The sequence below is a fragment of the Zooshikella harenae genome, assembly GCF_018837975.1.
Taxonomy (GTDB): Bacteria; Pseudomonadota; Gammaproteobacteria; order Pseudomonadales; family Zooshikellaceae; genus Zooshikella; species Zooshikella harenae.
This window is the reverse complement of record NZ_JAGSOY010000002.1, coordinates 142,341-162,259: the sequence shown is the minus strand read 5'-3', so window position 1 is coordinate 162,259 and position 19,919 is coordinate 142,341. Positions and strand designations below refer to the sequence as shown.

The window sequence follows — 19,919 nt, the reverse complement described above, 5'->3', positions numbered from 1 at the left end:
GTTCTTCCAGAGCTGTAAGATGAAACATCACGAACCCGAAGGCAGGTTCCCCCAAAAAATAAACTACAGACGACTCAAGTCGTTATAAAAGGCAATAAACATCATCATGATGATCAATGCAATGCCTATACGACTACCAAACTCTTGAGTCTTTTGTGACACAGGGCTGCCTTTAACCCACTCAATGAGATAATAAACCAGGTGCCCACCGTCAAGTACTGGTATTGGTAGAAGATTTAACACACCTAAACTGATGCTTAATATCGCCAGAAAATTGAGAAAGCTCTCAATACCTGAACGTGCTGTATCACCAGCAACTTTTGCAATTGTAATGGGGCCACTCAAATTTTTGACTGAGACAACCCCCTCTATCATTTTCTTTATTGAGCTTAAAGTCAATGCTGTCATTGACCAAGTTTTAGACAATGCAACAATTAATGCATCATGTGGCGCATAACTTATGTCACGAAATATATTATCTGAAAATGAAACCGCCTGTGGTGAAGCCCCGATAAACCCTATAGTTCCAGCTTCACCCTCTTTTACTCCAGGCGTAACAGTCAACACTTGTCTTATATCATTACGTCGTATTTCAACTTGTAATGATTGATTCGGATGTTTTTTAACTTTTTGAACCCAGTCACTCCAATCTACGACAGGTTTATCATTTACTGACAGAATTTCGTCACCTGACTTCATTCCAGCTTTGGCCGCAGGATAACCTTGCATCAGCTCACCTAAAATTGCTGGAATCTCAGGGTAAAATTCAGAAATACCTAAAGCCATTAATGGTTTTGGCTGTTCAACACCTGCCAACCAATTATTTATCGAAACCTCTCGTTGAAATGTATGTTGTTCGCTCTGGAAAGTATCACTTTCACTAAATAGACGAAGTGTCAGTTGAACTTTACCCGTTTCACCTATGTAACTTAACAAAGCTATATTGATGTCATACCAGGAAGGTGTTTGTGTATCGCCTACAGCAACAATTTCATAACCCGAATTAATATTTGCTGTTGCCGCAGGACTTTCAGGCTTAACATCACCAATGACAGGAACAAGAGCTTTAATACCTATCATCAACATTAGCCAAAACGCGATTATTGCGAGGATAAAATTAGCAACTGGGCCAGCAACCACAATTGCAATACGCTGCAACACAGACTTTTGCGTAAACTCAAAAGAGTGATCAGACTCTGCAACAGGCCCCTCCCTCGCATCCAGCATTTTGACATAACCACCCAGAGGAAAAGCAGCAATCACAAACTCTGTGCCATACCGGTCATACCATGAAAATAAAGGCTTTCCAAACCCAACGGAGAAACGCAATACTTTGACACCACAACGCCGAGCAACCCAAAAGTGTCCAAACTCATGAAATGTTACCAGCAGCCCTAAGGCGACAATCATCGCTATTATTGTTTGCAATAACTCAATCATGCTTGCAGCCTGTGCATCCTTATTTAGTTATTTGTTGCTAGCGTACACTATTTGTTGAGCACACTCACGAGCAATTCTATCTGCCTCTAGCACATGCTCCAAACTATCAGCGGCTTTGCAAGGAATTTTATCAAGAACTGTCTCGTTAACCTGGGCAATACCCATAAATTTTAATCTGTTATCCAGGAAGGCATCCACTGCAACCTCATTAGCTGCATTCAGGATAGCCATTGCTGTCCCACCTGTTTGAACAGCTTGCTTAGCCAACTTTAAACACGGAAAACGCCCTTCATTTGGAGCTTCAAAGTCAAGCTGTCCAATTTTGGCCAAATCAAGAGGAGAAACCCCTGATGTTATTCGCCCAGGCCATGCAAGTGCATGAGCAATGGGTGTGCGCATGTCAGGGTTACCTAATTGGGCAAGAACTGATCCATCAACATAATCAACCATAGAGTGAATAATACTTTGCGGATGAATAACAACGTCAATTTGTTCAGGTGAGGCAGAAAATAACCAACAAGCTTCAATAAACTCCAGTCCTTTATTCATAAGTGTGGCAGAGTCAACTGAAATTTTTCGCCCCATTGACCAGTTAGGGTGATTACAGGCCTGCTCTGGTGTTACATGCTGTAACTCATCCAAAGAAAAGTTACGAAATGGACCGCCAGATGCTGTTAGCAATATTTTTCGGATGCCTGCACTAAACAGTGAATCGCTATCAGTAGGAGGCAAACATTGGAATATGGCATTATGCTCGCTGTCTATTGGAAGCAATGTTGCGCCTGCACGTGCCACTTCCTGCATAAAAAGCGCCCCTGACATAACAAGAGCCTCTTTATTTGCAAGCAGCACTTTTTTTCCAGCACTTACAGCAGCCAAGGTGGGTAATAAGCCTGCAGCACCAACAATAGCCGCCATCACGGTATCAACTTCTGAAGCTGTAGCCACTTCGGCCTGAGCCTGCTTTCCTGTCAAAACCTCTGTTGAGCAACCAATCTCTTTGAGCAAAGCTTGTAGTTTAGTTGCAGCATTACTGTTAGCCATAACCGCGTATTTCGGGCGAAACTGCTGACATTGTACTAACATGCCAGCGACATCTTTTTGAGCAACTAACGCAAACACCTGATATCGGTCAGGATGTTGAGCAATCACATCTAAAGTACTGCAACCAATGGAGCCTGTAGATCCCAGGATAGTTATGTTTTGCACTATTTATTGACCCGCTGCTTATAAACCAATAACAACTAAAAGTAATGCAAGTACTGGTGCTGCTGCTGTCAACGAGTCAATTCGATCAAGAACACCACCATGACCAGGCAATAACTGACTGCTATCTTTTAAACCTTGCTCACGTTTAAACATGCTTTCTACAAGATCACCTAAAATTGAGCTGGCAACAACTAACCACGCTGCAGCAATAAGTAATACACTATCAACACCACTCAAACGCCAGTACCAAGCAAAAACAGCTGCGACTAAAGTGATAACAGCAAGACCTCCTGCAACACCCTCCCAGCTTTTACCAGGACTAACGCTTGGCGCTAACTTTCGCTTACCAAAGCGTTTACCAGCAAAGTAAGCTCCACTATCAGCCCCCCAAATTAACAACAGAAGAAAAACAATAAGAGAGCTACTGTTAGCTTGTATTTTAATCAGTACAAACGATTGCCAGGTTGTAAGAAGCACCAATATGCCCGCTGCCAACTTAATGACAGTAGCATCCCAGAACCATCTAATTTTTGGGTATTGAATTACTAAGAAAAGAGCTGAGCACCACCATAGCGTACTTATGATCACACCCCAGGTATAAGGAATCCATGCAGCACTGACAATCATAGCTAATGCATACACCAGGGTATAACCAATACGCTGAGATAATTGCTGCCAGCCAGCTAAATTAGCCCATTCCCACGCACCAAGGGCAGTAATTGCACCAATAAACCAACTAAAATAAGGAAGATCAAGAAACAACACCCCTAGTAATACAAGAGGTGCTAGAATAACGGCTGTTAAAATACGTTGTTTTAGCACTGATCCTGAGCCTCAACCTGCTCGCTTGTGCGTCCAAAGCGTCGCTCCCGACCTGCAAAATCTATCAATGCTTTTTCAAACTCTTTGGGACCAAAATCAGGCCAAAGCGTTTCTGTAAAATAAAATTCAGTGTAAGCAAACTGCCACAGCATAAAATTACTTATTCTGTGTACACCACCTGTCCGAATACAAAGATCAGGTAATGGCAATCCTTCCGTCTGCAAATGTTGTTCAACAAGATCTGCTGAAATTTCGTCAGCTTGCAATGAGCCTAACTGAACTTTTTGCGCAAGTTGCTGAAAAGCATTGAGCATATCCCACTGCCCACCATAATTAGCAGCAATCACTAAAGTAACTTTGGCATTCTCTGCTGTTAATGCTTCTGCATCAGCAATATGTTTTTGCAATGAGGGATTGAAAGCCGAGCGATCACCAATAACTTTTAAGCGAATATGATTTTTATGTAAGCGTTTAGTTTCTCGTTTCAGCGCTCTTAAAAATAATTCCATTAGCGCTGATACTTCGTCTTCTGGTCGACGCCAATTTTCACTACTAAATGCAAATAAAGTTAAGACTTCAATATCATAACGACCACAGGCCTCAACAATACTTCGTGCCGCACTCAAGCCAGCACGATGACCTGCTATACCAGGCAGTCGTTTACGTTTAGCCCAACGGTTATTACCATCCATAATAACGGCAATATGTTTAGGACGCTGTTTTAGTTCTCCCAGGGAATCAGAAATCTCTGGTTTGAGATGATTAGACATAAATCTGGAAATAATCGGCTATTGAATTGAGGTCGAAACAATAAACATTTATTTGCTCAATGCAAACAGAGAGATGCAAATATAATTCACAAAAGTAGTGTAGCGTCACCAAAAACGACAGCAGTATGAAGTATTCTTTTCACACTGCTGTGACAACATTACAATAACTGCCCACCTAAGTCTCGGCTAGCACTTATATTTCCATTAAATCTTTTTCTTTGTCCTGAAGCACTTTATCTATTTCACTGATATATTTATCAGTAAGCTTCTGGATATCATCTTGAGCCTTGTGCTCTTCATCTTCACTGATTTCTTTATCTTTCAGTAAGCCTTTAAGATCATTATTTGCATCACGACGAATATTGCGAACAGCTACTCGTGCAGATTCAGCTTCTTGACGTGCTTGCTTAGTAAAGCCTTTCCTCGTTTCTTCAGTCAGAGGTGGTAAAGGAATACGTACCACATCACCAGTTGTTGAAGGATTTAAGCCCAGGTCAGACTTCAAAATAGCTTTCTCAATCTCAGGAACCATATGCTTTTCCCAAGGAATAACAGCCAGCGTTCGCCCATCTTCTGTAGAAATATTTGCAGCTTGTGACAGTTGGACTTCAGAACCGTAGTAATTCACCTTAACATCATCGAGCAAGCTTGGATGCGCACGGCCAGTTCGAATCTTGGCAAAAGCAGTAGATAGCGCTTCAAGACTTTTTTTCATTCGGGCTGATGCATCAGCCTTAATCTCATTTATCATTATTCACCCCCACAAATCAGCGTACCTTCATTACCACCAACGACAATATTTAACAGAGCACCTGATTTATTCATATCAAAAACGCGAACGGGCATCAGGTGATCCCTTACCAAACAAATGGCTGTAAGATCCATGACACCCAGTTTGCGTGTCAGTATCTCGTCATAAGTGAGCGTATCATACTTAATCGCATCAGGATCTTGCACTGGATCTGCAGTATAAACACCATCTACTTTCGTCGCTTTCAGCACTAAGTCTGCCTCTATTTCAATACCTCGCAAACAGGCTGCTGAGTCAGTAGTAAAAAAAGGATTACCCGTTCCTGCAGAAAAAATAACCACATCGCCATTTGTTAAGTAGCGCTGTGCCAAGCGCCGATCATAGTGCTCAACAATACCACTCATAGGTATCGCAGACATGACACTGCTTTTAATATTTGAGCGCTCCAGCGCATCACGCATAGCAAGGGCATTCATGACTGTTGCCAACATCCCCATATGGTCACCCGTGACTCTATCCATACCCGCTGCATGCAATGAAGCACCACGAAACAGATTACCACCACCGATGACAATGCCGACTTGAACGCCAATACCCACCAACTGCCCTATCTCTAGAGCCATACGGTCTAATACTTTGGGGTCAATACCAAACTCCTCTGTACCCACTAGTGCTTCACCACTTAGCTTGAGGAGGATACGTTTATATTTGGGTTGACGATCACTTACCGGCATAGAGCATTCCTTCTATCAGCGCATACTTTTAAACGCCCAAAAGTAATTGGCCTGCAGTTGCAGGCCAATATGATTGCTACTTGTTGAGGCCGGCTTGAGCCGCAACCTCAGCAGCAAAATCAACCTCTTCTTTCTCAATACCTTCCCCGACTTCATAACGAGTAAAGCCCGTTACAGTTGCACCAGCCTCTTTTACTAGCTGTCCAACCTTAATATCAGGGTTTTTAACAAAAGGTTGCTCGACCAGGCTGTTTTCAGCCAAGAATTTGTTCACTCGACCCACAACCATTTTTTCAATAATTTCAGCAGGCTTGCCACTGTCCTGAGCTTGAGCAGTATAAATTTCACGCTCTTTTTCGATGAGCTCAGCAGGCATGTCATCTTTGCTTACTACAGTTGGGTTAACTGCAGCAATATGCATGGCAACATCTTTGGCAACTTCTGCATTGCCACCCGTTAACGCAACAAGTACTCCAATACGGTTATTAGCATGCACGTAGCTACCAACGACTTCGCCTTCAGCAGAGGTAACACGGCGAACAGAAATGTTTTCACCAATCTTTTGTACTAATGCCTGACGTCTTTCTTCCATACCATCAGCCATTATCTGCTCAACAGAAGAAGCCTTAGTTTCAAACGCCTTAGTCGCTACTTCTTGTACAAACGCTAAGAAGTTTTCATCACGGGCCACAAAATCAGTTTCACTGTTAACTTCAATCATGACGCCATAGCGGCTATCGTCAGCTAATTTAACTGCGATTACACCTTCAGCTGCAATCCGTCCAGCTTTCTTTGCAGCTTTAGCCTGGCCAGATTTACGTAGCTCTTCAATGGCTTTTTCGATATCACCTTCTGACTCAACCAGTGCTTTCTTGCACTCCATCATGCCCAAGCCAGTACGCTCACGTAACTCTTTTACCAATGCTGCAGAAATTGCTGCCATTACATATTCCTCTGAATTAGGTTGATTAGACTAAAACATGTTGACTGAATAAACGTACTAACACATTATCCGCAAAAAGGGGGCTTTGCCCCCTTTTTGTCACTCAGCCAATGCAATGTGCTCTACTTGAGGTTTAGCTTAGCCTTCAGCAGCAGCTTGTGCTTCACCCTGCTCGCCAACTTCTTCTACGAACTCATCTTTAGTACCAACATCTGAAGCAGAGCGGCCTTCAACAATAGCATTTGCTACAGACTGTACATAAAGTTGAATAGCGCGGATTGCGTCATCATTACCAGGAATAACAACGTCAACGCCTTCTGGGCTGCTGTTTGTATCAACAACGCCGATTACAGGAATACCAAGCTTGTTTGCTTCGCTGATAGCAATACGCTCATGATCAACATCAATAACAAACAAAGCATCAGGTAAGCCACCCATCTCTTTGATACCACCAAGACTACGGTCTAGTTTTTCCATGTCCCGGCTACGCATTAAAGCTTCTTTTTTAGTTAGCTTTTCAAAGGTCCCATCTTGACTTTGGCTTTCAAGATCACGCAAGCGGCGGATAGATTGACGAATTGTCTTGTAGTTAGTCAGCATGCCACCTAACCAACGATGGTCTACATAGGGCATTCCTGCACGCCGTGCTTCTTCACGAATAATCTTACCTGCAGCACGCTTTGTTCCAACAAACAGTACTTTTTTCTTTGCTTCAGCCATTTTCTGAACAGAAGCCAGTGCACTGTTGAATGCGGGCAGCGTATGCTCCAGGTTAATGATATGAATTTTGTTGCGAGAACCAAAAATGTACTTGCCCATTTTTGGGTTCCAGTAACGGGTTTGGTGACCAAAGTGAACGCCGGCTTTCAGCATTTCACGCATTGTTACTTTTGGCATACTAACTCCTATAATGGGTTAAGCCTCCATGTACCCCATAGACCAACCTTGCGGCACCCAAGTCTATGTGACGGCACATGTGTGGGGTTTAAAATAAATTACCTACTAATCAAGCGGCGCTTTATACCACAAAAGCACCTTGGTTAAAACCTTATTACTTCATTTTATCTTTCAATTTTAGGTTATCCTAAGGTCTCTCGTATCACTTACCAAGGATTCCTTCCAACAAAGATTTAATAAAGTCAGTTTGAGCCCTCTTAAATAACGGCTGTTAGTTCTGATACACTAGCGAGAAATAGAATCGTTTGCCGTTAAAAACTACTTATCAGGATTTACCTCTCAGAATGAATGTTACAATTAAGACACCTGAAGAAATTGAAAAAATGCGTGTTGCTGGTCGCATGGCAGCCGAAGTGCTGGAAATGGTCGAGCCTTATGTTGTGGCAGGTGTTACCACTGAAGAGCTGGATCGCATTTGCCATGACTATATCGTAAACACCCTCAAAGCCATCCCCGCCCCCCTTAATTATAGAGGTTTTCCTAAATCTATCTGCACCTCTGTCAATCAGGTTGTTTGCCATGGCATTCCAAGTGATAAGAAAACTCTAAAAAATGGTGACATTATCAATATCGATGTCACTGTCATTAAAGATGGATACCATGGTGACACCAGTAAAATGTTCCTTATTGGCAATCCACCAGAGCACGCTAAACGACTCTGCGAAGTCACTCAAGAGTGTTTGTATAAAGGTATTGCAGAAGTTAAACCTGGTGCTTTTCTGGGTGATATTGGCTTTGTTATTGCCCAACATGCCCATGCAAACCATTACAGCGTCGTGGAAGAGTATTGTGGCCATGGCATAGGTAAAGAATTTCATGAAGATCCCCAGGTACTTCACTATGGTAAACCTGGTACGGGGCTTAAATTACAAGAAGGTATGACATTTACCATTGAGCCTATGATTAATGCAGGAAAAAAATTTACCAAACTCAACAAAAATGACCACTGGACAGTAACAACCAAAGATGGTCGACTCTCAGCTCAGTGGGAGCATACCATTCTGGTGACAGCGACGGGGGCAGAAATTTTTACCCAGCGTAAAGAAGAAGATATTCTTTAACAGTTACTGTCATAATTCCTGATTACTGAAGTATTTTACTAAGAGGCTGGTTAGCATGTTGATACCACCATCCTTTGATCAGCTGTGTGCTGAGCTGTTTGATAAAGGGCAGTTTCGCGCAGACTTAATACTTTCCAGTAATCCTTTGCCGGCTTACAAAAAATCACTTCAGAGAGCTCAACAAAAAATGGATGAGCTTTTTCAAGCTGGCATCAATATTGAGCATCTGGTCCATGGACGGGCTTGGGTGGTAGATCAGCTTTTAATGTTAGCATGGGAGTTCTACGTAGGGCGCCAACAAGAAGATATTGTCTTGCTTGCTGTTGGAGGATATGGACGAAGCCAGCTGCACCCCCACTCAGACATCGATCTATTAATTTTACTTTCTGGAAACCAACACAATCACTACCTACCTGCTATTCAGTCTTTCCTTACCTTATTATGGGACTTAAATTTAGCTGTAGGTCACAGTGTTCGCTCTTTGGATGAGTGCGTAAGTGCCGCCGCTGATGATATTACAGTAATGACCAATTTACTTGAAGCCAGAGTAATTACTGGCTTTTCTCCTTTGCTACATAGATTGTGGCACCGGATTAGCTATTTAGGCATTTGGCCTAGTCGCCTTTTTTTACAAGCAAAATATGAAGAACAACGTACCCGTCATAAGAAATATAACGAAACTGAGTACAACTTAGAGCCTAATTTAAAAAGTTCACCTGGTGGTTTGCGTGATATTCAAATGATATCCTGGGTAACTCGCCGCCATTTTGGTACAACCAAACTGCATGATCTGGTTAATTGCAAACTCTTAACAGAAAACGAATACAGTATCTTAATATCAGGACAAGATTTTCTCTGGCAACTCCGCTATGGGCTTCATATGCTGGCTCGTCGAGATGAAAACCGTTTACTGTTTGATTACCAGCAACAACTTGCCGCGTTATTTGGCTATAAAGACAAGCCTGGTAGTTTAGCTGTTGAACAGTTTATGCAAAAATATTTTCGTGTAGTCATGTCACTCGGCGAATTAAACGACTTACTTTTACAACACTTTGATGATTTAATTTTATCTGCCGGGCAAACCCAAACCGTCGTACCAATCAATGAGCGTTTTCAAACACGAAACAATTATATCGAAGTAGTAACACCAGACATTTTCAGAAAAACCCCCTCAGCGCTACTCGAAATATTTGTCATTATGACCAAAAACCCTAGCATTTTAGGCGTTAAAGCTACAACCATTCGACTTATAAGAGAGCACCGCTACCTTGTAAATGATGCGTTCAGAAACGATCCACATAATGCTGCACTTTTTCTACAATTAATGGCAGCGCCTTATGGCTTAACAGTTAATTTAAGACGAATGGTTCGTTATGGGTTAATGGGCCGTTATTTACCCGAATTTGGTCGTATAATTGGGCAAATGCAACATGACTTATTTCATATTTATACAGTCGATGCCCATACGTTATTATTAATAAAGTTTTTACGGCGCTTCCATTATTCAGAAAATGCTGAGCAGTTTCCTGTAGCATCTGAAATCGTTCAGCGTTTACCCAACCTTGCCTTACTACATATTGCCGGGTTATATCATGATATTGCCAAGGGGCGTGGAGGAAATCACTCAGAACTCGGAGCAGAAGAAGTACAGGCCTTTTGCCTACGCCATAGTATACCAAAAGAAGACAGTAACTTTATTATCTGGTTAGTGCGCAATCATCTACTCATGTCCACTACGGCTCAACGGAAAGATTTATCTGATCCAGAAGTCATTCATGCATTTGCACGCCAGGTTATCGATCAAACCCATTTAGATTGCCTGTATACGCTAACCGTAGCCGACATTAATGCAACCAACCCCAAACTTTGGAATAGTTGGCGAGCTGCACTACTAAGACAATTGTATCAAGAAACCAAACGTGTATTACGACGAGGACTGGAAAAACCCGTTGATAAAAATGAGCGTATAGCATCTCGCCAGGAAGAAGCGCTCACACAACTCAGCACAGAAAATATTCCAACCACGCAAATTTTCAGTGCCTGGAGCACCCTAGACGACAACTATTTCTTACGTCACTCTGTTGAAGAAATTGTGTGGCATACGCATGGCATTCTTACTGAATGCACAACTAACGCGCCACTTATTCTTGTGCGAGAAACAACACATCCTGGGTTTGAAGGAGCAACTCAGATCTTTATCTACACAAAAGACAGTGATAATTTATTTGCGGCCGCAACAGCCGCTATCGACCAGCTTAATTTAAATATTCAGGACGCAAGAATCATTACATCACACAACAATTACAGCCTAGATACCTTTACTGTTTTAGAATCAGATGGCACTCCCATAGGTGATAACCCACAACGCATAAAGCGTATTAAGCGAACACTTACTCATAAATTAAATAATCCTGCGCGTTACCCCAGCATTATTCAGCGCCGTACACCTCGACAATTAAAACACTTTACCTATCCTGCAGAAGTAATTATCAGTAACGATACAAACCACCGTACAACTATTTTAGAAATAATTGCACCAGACCGCCCAGGCTTATTAGCACTACTTGGGCGAATATTTATGGAGTTAGGCTTATTTATTCATAATGCGAAAATAGCAACATTGGGTGAGCGCGTAGAGGATGTCTTTTTTATAACTGATGCTCATGGACATCCAATTACTGATGCAGATGAATGTGAACACGTCAGGCAAACACTGTGTAAACAGTTGGATGACCGGACACAGCAAGATGCTGGTAGAAAAACCAGTCGCCGTAAAAGCCTAACAATCCAATAGTCAATTTGATGCAAAATACGATGAGCGGAGAGTTTTAGTCTAATGATTACCCTATTCGGCATAAGTCAGTGTGATACGATACGTAAAGCGCGTAAATGGCTTGACGCTAATAATATAATCTATACTTTCCACGACTTCCGACGTCAGGGACTCACAACAGAGCAGGTTCATGCCTGGTGCGCTGAACTAGGTTGGGAAAAAGTACTTAATAAACGGGGTACAACATGGCGTCAATTACCCGAAGATACCAAAAACACCGTAAATGAAACCTCGATTATAGAGCTACTTGCTGCTCATCCAACATTAATTAAACGCCCAATTCTTGACACAGGTCGCCAGCGTTTAATTGGTTTCAGAGAAACAAACTACCAACAGATTTTACTTAAAAATTAATGACGAGAAGTACTCATGAGTAAAAATTTTTTTAGTTTAGCCCTCGGTATTGGTTCTAAAAATAGTCGAGATGAATGGCTAGAAGTCTATTATCCAAGTCCTATTTTACACCCTTCCTCACGACTTATAGAGCAAGTCAGTGCCATTGTTAACTATGAAAAAGGCAACACAGCCATTGAAGTTACACAAGAGCAGTTAAAACAACTTGCTCAATCATTAACAGATGACGCAACAGAATTGCATGTAGCTTTCATCGAACAACTGATAGACGCAAAGCAACCACTAGTGTTAACGTTACTGGAAAATGATGCAGCACCATCTTCAACCCCTGAAGCTTATTTAAAACTCCATTTACTCTCCCATCGCCTTGTTAAACCCCATGGTACAAATTTAAGTGGTATTTTTACACTTTTACCCAATGTCGCGTGGACAAACCAAGGTGCCATTGACTTGGCAGACCTTGCTGAATCCCAATTAAAAGCACGATTGACTGGTCAGCAACTGCACGTTTTCTCCGTAGATAAATTTCCTAAAATGACCGACTATGTTGTACCTAAAGGGGTAAGAATTGCTGATACGGCAAGAGTTCGTTTAGGCGCTTATTTAGGAGAAGGTACCACAGTAATGCATGAAGGCTTTGTTAACTTCAATGCAGGTACTGTCGGTAAAAGCATGGTTGAGGGACGAATTTCAGCTGGTGTTATCATTGGCGAAGCAAGCGACCTTGGTGGTGGTTGTAGTACTATGGGTACACTTTCAGGTGGCAACGACATCGTTATTGCCATAGGTGAGCAGTGCCTTATAGGGGCTAATGCTGGTGTGGGTATTCCTTTGGGAGATCGCTGCACAATTGAAGCGGGACTCTATATTACTGCTGGTGCCAAAGTACAGGTGCTAGATGAAAATAACCAACCCGTGAAGGTAGTCAAAGCAAGAGAACTTGCAGGCCAATCAGATCTATTATTCCGCCGTAACTCCCTAACAGGAGCCCTTGAGTGTAAAACCAATCGTAGTGCTATTGCACTAAATGAAGAGTTACACGCGCATAATTAATATCAAAATGCCAATGACATAATTAATTATGTCATTGGCATTTGCTAAACATATTGCATCCTGTTACTTATCCAAGCCCCCATTTTTTTACTGCTTACCATCCTCTTTCCGCTTCAGCATCCTCGACATTTTTATTTTTCAATTTTTTATCACTTCTATACAATTTGCTGTTTATAGATACTTAAACGATGCAATATACAACTATTGTTGTAGTCAAAAAAACACAATATTCACAGCAACTCAAATAAAGAATATTTTTTGACACATAAAGCAATTAAGTTGCGACCAAGTCTTTATCCATGCTATCGTTGCGTTTATTCAAGTGCATCATAGAAGTAGTTTTTCTGGATGGCTTCAACGGGCTTTGAGTCATTGCTTGTAATTTGGGCATACTATGTCTTTGCTGCAGCTATATAATTAGCCTGGCATTAAATGCATGACATTTAATATTCAGGAAAGTGATCAGAAGAATTCCATCAGCAAAACTGCTCTCTTGTTTCGACTGTTTATTCTTTAGGGAGCTTCAGGTGAAAACACCTGCATTTACTTCAGCATTCACTGCATTCTTTATCAGCTTACTTATTTCCCTCAATATATCAACCGTTAGTGCCAATGAAAATGCTATAAATTTATGGCAGTTAAGGCAAGATTCCACCTATGGAACAGCCCCTAATGGATCCCCAGCTATTTTTATCACAGCTTATATTGATGTGCTTAAGCAGCTAGTAGTAGGTACACAACTTAAATTACCATTCCCAAATAAGCAACTTACTTTACAACTCACAGAATATGAGCAAAGCGGTGGGAGTATCACAACCTGGCAAGCTAATATCATTGACCAAACACACAGTGGTACAGCCAGCCTAATAACCACATCAAAAAGTACACGTATTAACTTATTTACTCATGAAGGCAGCTACGAGATACAAATAAATAACTCAACAGGAAAAGGGCTAATCATTAGCGAAGATGATTTAATTCAAAACACTCAAGAGTCCGAACACCCTACCCTTAAAATTTGGCAAGTGAGTTCAGAACCAAATGCAAAGGGTGATTACTCAGTTAATGCAGATACCAGTGTGTTTAATAGACTACAACTTGGCTGGCGTCTACAGATTACACTCCCTAACACAAATAAAACACTGCTGGCCACATTAACTCATCGTGAGCTACAGCCAGGTAATTTGACGATTTGGCAAGGCAAGTTTTCTGAAGCGAATGATGAAGAATTTATTACAATAGTCACTAATGAGATTGAAACTTACGTTACAATAAAATGTAGTGAGGGTACTTTCGAAGCCAGACTAAGCCATGTTACCAAACAAGGGGTAATTAGCTTAGTCAACGACGATAGTCCTACCCAACCAACTCAACCTGTAATTTCCGTGTGGCAAGCAGATCTATTTAGTTATACTCAAAATAATCCTGTTGCCTACCTCAATGTTAATACCAGTGCACTTCAACAGCTAATGGTAGGACAACATATTTCTATCTATATACCACAGTTACAGCAAACACTCACCGCATCTGTTGACTCATTCAATCAGCCTAATCGTTACCTTAAGCTGTTTAGGGCAGCTATCGATAACACCCGAAATGGCTATTTAATAATCAAAGTTAGTCAACAAGATGCTCGTGTCTTTATTAGCCTCAAGAGAGGCTTACAGTACCGGGCACAAATTAATATGATGTCAGGCCAGGGTTATCTTACCGACTTTTTTAGCACTTATTATGGAACATACTAAAAAGGCCCACTCATAAAGATGCACGCTATGTTAGCGTGCTATCTTATAGACCAATAAGCTTTAGTTATTTTGCAAATAAACAGCATAATACTTAAAATAACCCAGCAAAGAAAATTCATTAAATAAAAAACTATGACAATTTGTTTCTGTATATAAGGGTATCTCTAAAAATAGTGGTTTTTTGTAAGAGCAAGGAAGCACTGCACGGAGGACCGCAGTGTATAAGGAATACATGAGGGCTAAACAGTTACTGCATGTTTAGCAATAACAACCACAACAATAAGATGTATAATATTGCCGTATCATTAAAATACTATAATAAAATAGCGGCTTTTAACAAATCCAAGACAGAAATAATTCCTACAACTTCCTTATTATTTGTCACCAAAACACGATGGATCTGTCCTCGAACCATTGCGTCAGCAACTTGCACAAGGGGTGTATTAGGCTCAACTTCATATACCAACGGTGTCATAATATCTGCGACAAGTGTTGAGTCATCGGCCGTCACGCGAAATGCATTACGCTCTTCACTGGACAGCCTATAATTATCTAGTGCCTGATAGAAACTTGAATCTCGGATGGGAGACTCATCAGACTGCAAGCTGGCATTACGAACTAAATCCGTTAGCGTTACAACACCTAATAGCTTGCCAGATTCATCAATGACTGGAGCTCCAGAGATTTGATGATCCACTAAAAAATCAGCCAGCTGATTCACAGACCAATCATAATGTGCAGTCAAAATCTGCGTTGTCATTAAGTCAGATGCTTTTTGTCCCTGAAATACATCTCGCGTATTATTTTCAATAATTGACGATTCCAACATGACAATGCCCTATTCCTGATGGCTATTTCTTTTAAATGTATAACCTAGCTTTCGAGACTATACTCGCTCAGACTTATCTATGTCCTTTAATTTATCTTTACAAATAAGTATGACCAAGCAAACATACTATGATATTGATTGCGATCATCAGAACTTAATAATTTGAAAATATTTTTCGCAAACTACCATCTGAACGCATACGCTTTATTTCTAAGTTAATGTCATCTATACGCGAACTTAATTTTGATCCCTTGGAAAAGGCTATTTTATATTGACTTTTACTAATCGCTTTTCTTGCAAAACTAAATTTGTCTCGCCACTTAGGATGTCGACGAATAATATCCTGCATTACCTGTTCATCAGAAATCATTAGATCAACTTCATTATTCATAAGTTTAGCAATATTTTCCAAGTGATCTGCACCATAAAAAACTTCTTTAAACTTATTTTCTTCTATGGCTTTATCCATATCCACCCCATGGCTATAACCACGTATCGTTGCCAGTCGATATGGATACAAATCACTCATTAATTGCCATTGAACAGGTTCACCACGTTGCCTCAAATACCACACTCGATCATGAGATATAAAAACCGTCTGGCTAAATGTCATATATCCAGATCGCTCAGGGGTCTGAATGAGAGGAAAAACAATGTCAGCTGTATGCTCATGGATCATCCTTAAACACTCTTCCCAAGGATAAAGCATTGTATCCATTTGAAAGCCAAGACGTTTCAGCAACTCTCTTGCAAAATTCACCGCGACACCGCCAGTGGCTGGACGCCCAATATCACCAAGAATATAAGGTGGCCAGGGATCACTGACATAAAGTACTCGGGGCATTTCTTTTTTTTCTGCCGCCACACTTAGAGGGGAAAGCAATAAAGAAAAAAGCCCTACAATTAAAATAAGGACTCCATAAAAAAAGCCAGAAAATAAGCGGTGTTTACGACCAAGCAGCAACGTCAGTGTACAGCGAAAGGCGATAAATAACCCACAAAATGCTTTAGTGCTTTGAAGACTCAAGGGTAAAACTCCAGCCTTTATAGTAAAAACTAAAATTCTATACTATAACTAAAGCACAAATTCCCCACCCTGCTGAAAAATGCCGTTCATTAATCCATCATGATGAAAAGTATAATATGTCAAACTAAATTCGGCATTCAGCAAGTTTATTTAACTGTCACGACTAATTCGACTGGCTATTGCGCTTGACTGATTGCGGTATTTAGCATCTTGTCTCTTATTGTAGGGACGTAGTGCTGAACCCGTCATCGTTTCGAAATTAATAGCTCCAATTGTCATATTGGGCTTTAAACCCAGTGGTAACTTCCCACCATTAAAAAACTCCAGAACAATCTGACCACTCCAACCTGGGTCAATTCGATGTGCAGTAACATGCACCATCAGACCTAAGCGGGCAAGAGATGAACGACCGTCAAGCCAACCAACGATGTTATCAGGTAAAGTCACTGACTCTTTAGTAACTGCAAGCGCTAACTCACCTGGGTGTAAGAAAAAGGAATCGTCATCATCCAGAATAATTTCCTTACTCATGATTGAATCTAATACTCGATCCATGTCTTCTCTGGGACCACTTAGATCAATATAAGGTGCCGCATGGTCATTAAATACCCGAAAGCTATTACCTAGCGTTAAATCAACACTTACACCATTTATGCGAGTCAATGGTGGCTGAGGATCGATAACAATAGCCCCTTGTTCCATCAATGCTTCAATATCACGATCACACAGTCTCATGTTGTCTACTCCAGAAAAAATCGTAAATCATCAATAACATATTAAGGGCACCTAGCTAAAACTCATAACACCACGTTTATGATTAATCATCAGCAATAGAGATCGTAGGTCCAGATGACATTGACTCTGTGATTTTACCAAGCTGTACCGCCATATTTCTTGCCATAACTCGATAGCGTTCAGCAATCTGACTTTCTGGCTCAGCAAGCACTGTTGGTGTACCACTATCGGTTTGCTGGCGAATTTTTAAATCAAGCGGCAAAGAACCTAGTAACGGAACATGATATTCATCCGCTAACTGGACCCCACCACCTTCACCAAATATTGGCTCTATATGACCACATTGACTACACACGTGCATGGCCATATTTTCTACAATACCGGCTACAGGGATTTTCACTTTATGGAACATCTCAATCCCTTTGCAAACATCAAGCAAAGCAATATCCTGTGGTGTAGTGACCATAACCGCAGCCGTCACGGGTACTTTCTGAGCCAACGTCAGTTGAATATCGCCAGTACCAGGTGGCATATCAATAATAAGGTAATCCAACGAATGCCACAGTGTTTGCTGTAACAGCTGTTGTAATGCACCACTAACCATTGGCCCACGCCAAACCATGGGCGTTTTATCCGTGACCAAAAATGCCATCGACATCACTTGAATGTCATGGGCAATCAACGGCTTGAAGTATTTATCTTCAGCGGTTTCAGGGCGAGCATCTTCAGCAACCCCAAGCATCATCCCTTGACTGGGTCCATAGATGTCCGCATCAAGCACCCCCACTTGAGCACCTTCTTGTGCAAGTGCCAGCGCTAGGTTTGCAGCTGTAGTTGATTTACCTACACCACCTTTACCTGATGCAACAGCAATAATATTTTTGACCTGCTGCAAAGCAGGTATCTGCGTTAAACGAGGAAAATTAGGTACCGTCCAATTAACCTCTGCACTCACAGTTGATACATCTGGAAGCGCGAGAAGAGCTTGCTGGAGCGATGCTTCTAGTACCTTTTTAATATCATTTGCAGGAAAGTTTAAGTCGATCGTAATATCGACATGGCTACCATTGATATTAATGTGTCTGATAACTTCATGGGCTTTTAGAGGAATATCCAGGTGTGACTGTAATGATTGCTCTACCAACGATTCAACATGTTGGTGTCTGCGCTGGGTCATACTTACTCCCACCAAAAAGGACGCTGAAAAGATTAATCTGAAGATTTTTTAAGTTTGGATCGCAGCGCAAGAAAAGTGGCTCTTCCCCCTTTAGGGTTAATACCTTGAGCCTGCATTGCCGCTTGAAGCTGCTTATTTGACTGTTTTTCAACAACCTCTTGGATTGAGGACCTTTTATGCTCTAAGGCCAGAGCAATAGGTGCATCAAGTGACTCACCATCCAACAGCCGTTGACATAACTGCTCATAGTTGCGCTTGAATAGGGGGTAAGCTATTCGCTGTTCTTCAGTACGAAGTACCATCCAACCCGTCGCTTTAGCAGCTAAATAAACAGCAGGATGAGACCAGCAGTAGTCTGGTGAAAACTCCGTAACATTACAGGCTTCATAATAAGCTGCTAGGGGCTGCTTTAGGCCAAGCTCGTCATAGCGCAGCCTGCAGTAATGAAGAATCTCTTTAAGATCAGGAAAGAATTCAGTATGACGAATAGCAAGGTCTGCCGCATTGACGATTCGCTCAGGTGTATATTCTTTAAGCATGTCAAGCCATAGCGACTTCGCCACTTCAATATCATCTTGTGTTGGAAAAGCAGACCTGAATTTAATAGGCGATGCCGCTCTTAGTTTACGAAAGACAGCATTGATGGCCTGGTAATACTTAGTCAGATCGCTCGACGCCGCTTTCGAAGCGGAATTTGTTGGCCCAGCTGTAGTCTGTAAGTTCTTCAGCTGTTGATTGATGAGTGTTTTGCCGTCTTTCACTTTGCTGGCGCTTCCACTGATAGATCACATGGTTTTTAAATCGATTTTGCCAAGCTTTACGTGCTTCACCTGTTTCCAGCCAGTATAACTTGAAATCAGGTAATTGTTTCCAAATAAATTCTGCCGGAATTCCATAGTGAATGGCAAGCCACTCAACATAACGAGGATCAGGCTCAAAGTCCTCAGGCAATGGTTGCACTCTCGCTCCAGACGTAGCGTCCTGGCTTTCTGATCTCTGTTGATCAACCTCTCGACCACGACCAAAAACCGGGTGCTGAGGTGCATCTGGGGCAGTTTCTGCTGTAACGATTTCCCAAGGAGGAACTCCTTGATTGAGTAAACGATTGTATCGTTTTCGATCATTGCTCATAACATACCTGCTTGCTATCTACCCGCTGTTACCAAAGCAAAGGCCGCTCCAGCTATTTCAACGTACTTTACATCTTGTGCGTGTCTTGTGACTAAGGTCTTTACTTAGCACGACCTCCTACTAGAAAGCACACCAGTCAATTCAGACCAGCATGGCTTACTTTACAGAGCAATGGGAGAATTCCTTTCGCCCAAAGTTCAGCCTTAACGGGCTAACTTTACATTTCCTTCCTTCAACTGATGAAGAGAAAGGGGCGACGATTATAGACATATCTGAATATCGAGCAAGAAGAATCAGTACGTTTCTCGTTTTTCGCAATCTAACCACTCTTCACAAGTGATAGGCGCA

At 41.6% G+C, this 19,919-nt stretch carries 19 protein-coding genes; 5 read left to right on the top strand and 14 right to left on the bottom strand.

All coding sequences use genetic code 11. The features are described from left to right. Nucleotides 1-63: 63 nt before the first annotated feature. The 8 genes from rseP to rpsB form a co-directional block, all read right to left on the bottom strand. A complete protein-coding gene (gene rseP / locus KCG35_RS01630; protein ID WP_230408936.1) occupies nucleotides 64-1,440 on the bottom strand; it encodes an RIP metalloprotease RseP in 1,377 nt (458 codons plus the stop codon). A gap of 27 nt (nucleotides 1,441-1,467) precedes the next feature. Continuing rightward, nucleotides 1,468-2,649, bottom strand: a complete 1,182-nt coding sequence (gene ispC / locus KCG35_RS01625) for a 1-deoxy-D-xylulose-5-phosphate reductoisomerase (protein WP_215817918.1) — start codon at nucleotides 2,647-2,649, stop codon at nucleotides 1,468-1,470. 18 nt (nucleotides 2,650-2,667) lie between these two features. Continuing rightward, the gene (locus tag KCG35_RS01620; protein ID WP_215817917.1) at nucleotides 2,668-3,471 is read right to left on the bottom strand and encodes a phosphatidate cytidylyltransferase; all 804 of its coding nucleotides are present in this window, start codon (nucleotides 3,469-3,471) and stop codon (nucleotides 2,668-2,670) included. Beyond that, complete coding sequence (gene uppS / locus KCG35_RS01615; RefSeq protein WP_215817916.1) at nucleotides 3,465-4,241, bottom strand: polyprenyl diphosphate synthase; 777 nt, start codon at nucleotides 4,239-4,241, stop codon at nucleotides 3,465-3,467. Before uppS ends, KCG35_RS01620 begins: the two co-directional genes overlap by 7 nt. A gap of 193 nt (nucleotides 4,242-4,434) precedes the next feature. Further along, a complete protein-coding gene (gene frr, locus KCG35_RS01610; protein WP_215817915.1) occupies nucleotides 4,435-4,992 on the bottom strand; it encodes a ribosome recycling factor in 558 nt (185 codons plus the stop codon). Continuing rightward, entirely contained in the window at nucleotides 4,992-5,726 is a 735-nt protein-coding gene (pyrH, locus tag KCG35_RS01605; RefSeq protein ID WP_215817914.1) for a UMP kinase, read from the bottom strand. Before pyrH ends, frr begins: the two co-directional genes overlap by 1 nt. A gap of 76 nt (nucleotides 5,727-5,802) precedes the next feature. Then, the gene (gene tsf / locus KCG35_RS01600; RefSeq protein WP_215817913.1) at nucleotides 5,803-6,669 is read right to left on the bottom strand and encodes a translation elongation factor Ts; all 867 of its coding nucleotides are present in this window, start codon (nucleotides 6,667-6,669) and stop codon (nucleotides 5,803-5,805) included. A gap of 138 nt (nucleotides 6,670-6,807) precedes the next feature. Next, nucleotides 6,808-7,566, bottom strand: coding sequence for a 30S ribosomal protein S2 (rpsB, locus tag KCG35_RS01595; RefSeq protein ID WP_215817912.1), 759 nt, complete (start codon nucleotides 7,564-7,566; stop codon nucleotides 6,808-6,810). Nucleotides 7,567-7,871: 305 nt separating this feature from the next. Here rpsB and map point away from each other — a divergent pair, with 305 nt between their 5' ends. From map to KCG35_RS01570, 5 genes are all read left to right on the top strand, one after another. Beyond that, nucleotides 7,872-8,687 carry a type I methionyl aminopeptidase gene (gene map, locus KCG35_RS01590; RefSeq protein ID WP_304956736.1) on the top strand — a complete coding sequence of 272 codons (816 nt, stop codon included), beginning with the start codon at nucleotides 7,872-7,874 and terminating at the stop codon, nucleotides 8,685-8,687. Nucleotides 8,688-8,742: 55 nt separating this feature from the next. Then, nucleotides 8,743-11,481, top strand: coding sequence for a [protein-PII] uridylyltransferase (locus tag KCG35_RS01585; RefSeq protein ID WP_215817910.1), 2,739 nt, complete (start codon nucleotides 8,743-8,745; stop codon nucleotides 11,479-11,481). A gap of 42 nt (nucleotides 11,482-11,523) precedes the next feature. Then, on the top strand, nucleotides 11,524-11,874 hold the full coding sequence (locus KCG35_RS01580; protein ID WP_215817909.1) for an ArsC family reductase: 351 nt from the start codon (nucleotides 11,524-11,526) through the stop codon (nucleotides 11,872-11,874). 15 nt (nucleotides 11,875-11,889) lie between these two features. Then, a complete protein-coding gene (dapD, locus tag KCG35_RS01575) occupies nucleotides 11,890-12,927 on the top strand; it encodes a 2,3,4,5-tetrahydropyridine-2,6-dicarboxylate N-succinyltransferase (protein WP_215817908.1) in 1,038 nt (345 codons plus the stop codon). Nucleotides 12,928-13,454: 527 nt separating this feature from the next. After that, nucleotides 13,455-14,672, top strand: a complete 1,218-nt coding sequence (locus tag KCG35_RS01570) for a protease inhibitor BamI-like protein (protein ID WP_215817907.1) — start codon at nucleotides 13,455-13,457, stop codon at nucleotides 14,670-14,672. 313 nt (nucleotides 14,673-14,985) lie between these two features. Here the strand turns inward: KCG35_RS01570 and KCG35_RS01565 are convergent, their stop codons facing one another. The 6 genes from KCG35_RS01565 to KCG35_RS01540 all read right to left on the bottom strand — a co-directional run bounded on the left by KCG35_RS01565 (nucleotide 14,986) and on the right by KCG35_RS01540 (nucleotide 19,571). Beyond that, complete coding sequence (locus tag KCG35_RS01565) at nucleotides 14,986-15,501, bottom strand: CBS domain-containing protein (protein ID WP_215817906.1); 516 nt, start codon at nucleotides 15,499-15,501, stop codon at nucleotides 14,986-14,988. A 154-nt stretch (nucleotides 15,502-15,655) separates the two neighbouring features. Further along, the gene (locus KCG35_RS01560; RefSeq protein ID WP_215817905.1) at nucleotides 15,656-16,528 is read right to left on the bottom strand and encodes a substrate-binding periplasmic protein; all 873 of its coding nucleotides are present in this window, start codon (nucleotides 16,526-16,528) and stop codon (nucleotides 15,656-15,658) included. A 150-nt stretch (nucleotides 16,529-16,678) separates the two neighbouring features. Further along, nucleotides 16,679-17,263, bottom strand: coding sequence for a dCTP deaminase (gene dcd / locus KCG35_RS01555; protein WP_215817904.1), 585 nt, complete (start codon nucleotides 17,261-17,263; stop codon nucleotides 16,679-16,681). An 82-nt stretch (nucleotides 17,264-17,345) separates the two neighbouring features. Beyond that, nucleotides 17,346-18,440 (bottom strand): iron-sulfur cluster carrier protein ApbC, encoded by a 1,095-nt coding sequence (gene apbC / locus KCG35_RS01550; protein WP_215817903.1) that lies wholly within the window; start codon nucleotides 18,438-18,440, stop codon nucleotides 17,346-17,348. Between the two features lie 32 nt (nucleotides 18,441-18,472). Then, nucleotides 18,473-19,201: a replication protein P gene (locus KCG35_RS01545; protein WP_215817902.1), complete on the bottom strand. Its 729-nt coding sequence runs from the start codon at nucleotides 19,199-19,201 to the stop codon at nucleotides 18,473-18,475. Further along, a complete protein-coding gene (locus tag KCG35_RS01540) occupies nucleotides 19,098-19,571 on the bottom strand; it encodes a DnaT-like ssDNA-binding domain-containing protein (RefSeq protein ID WP_215817901.1) in 474 nt (157 codons plus the stop codon). Before KCG35_RS01540 ends, KCG35_RS01545 begins: the two co-directional genes overlap by 104 nt. Nucleotides 19,572-19,919: the final 348 nt, after the last annotated feature.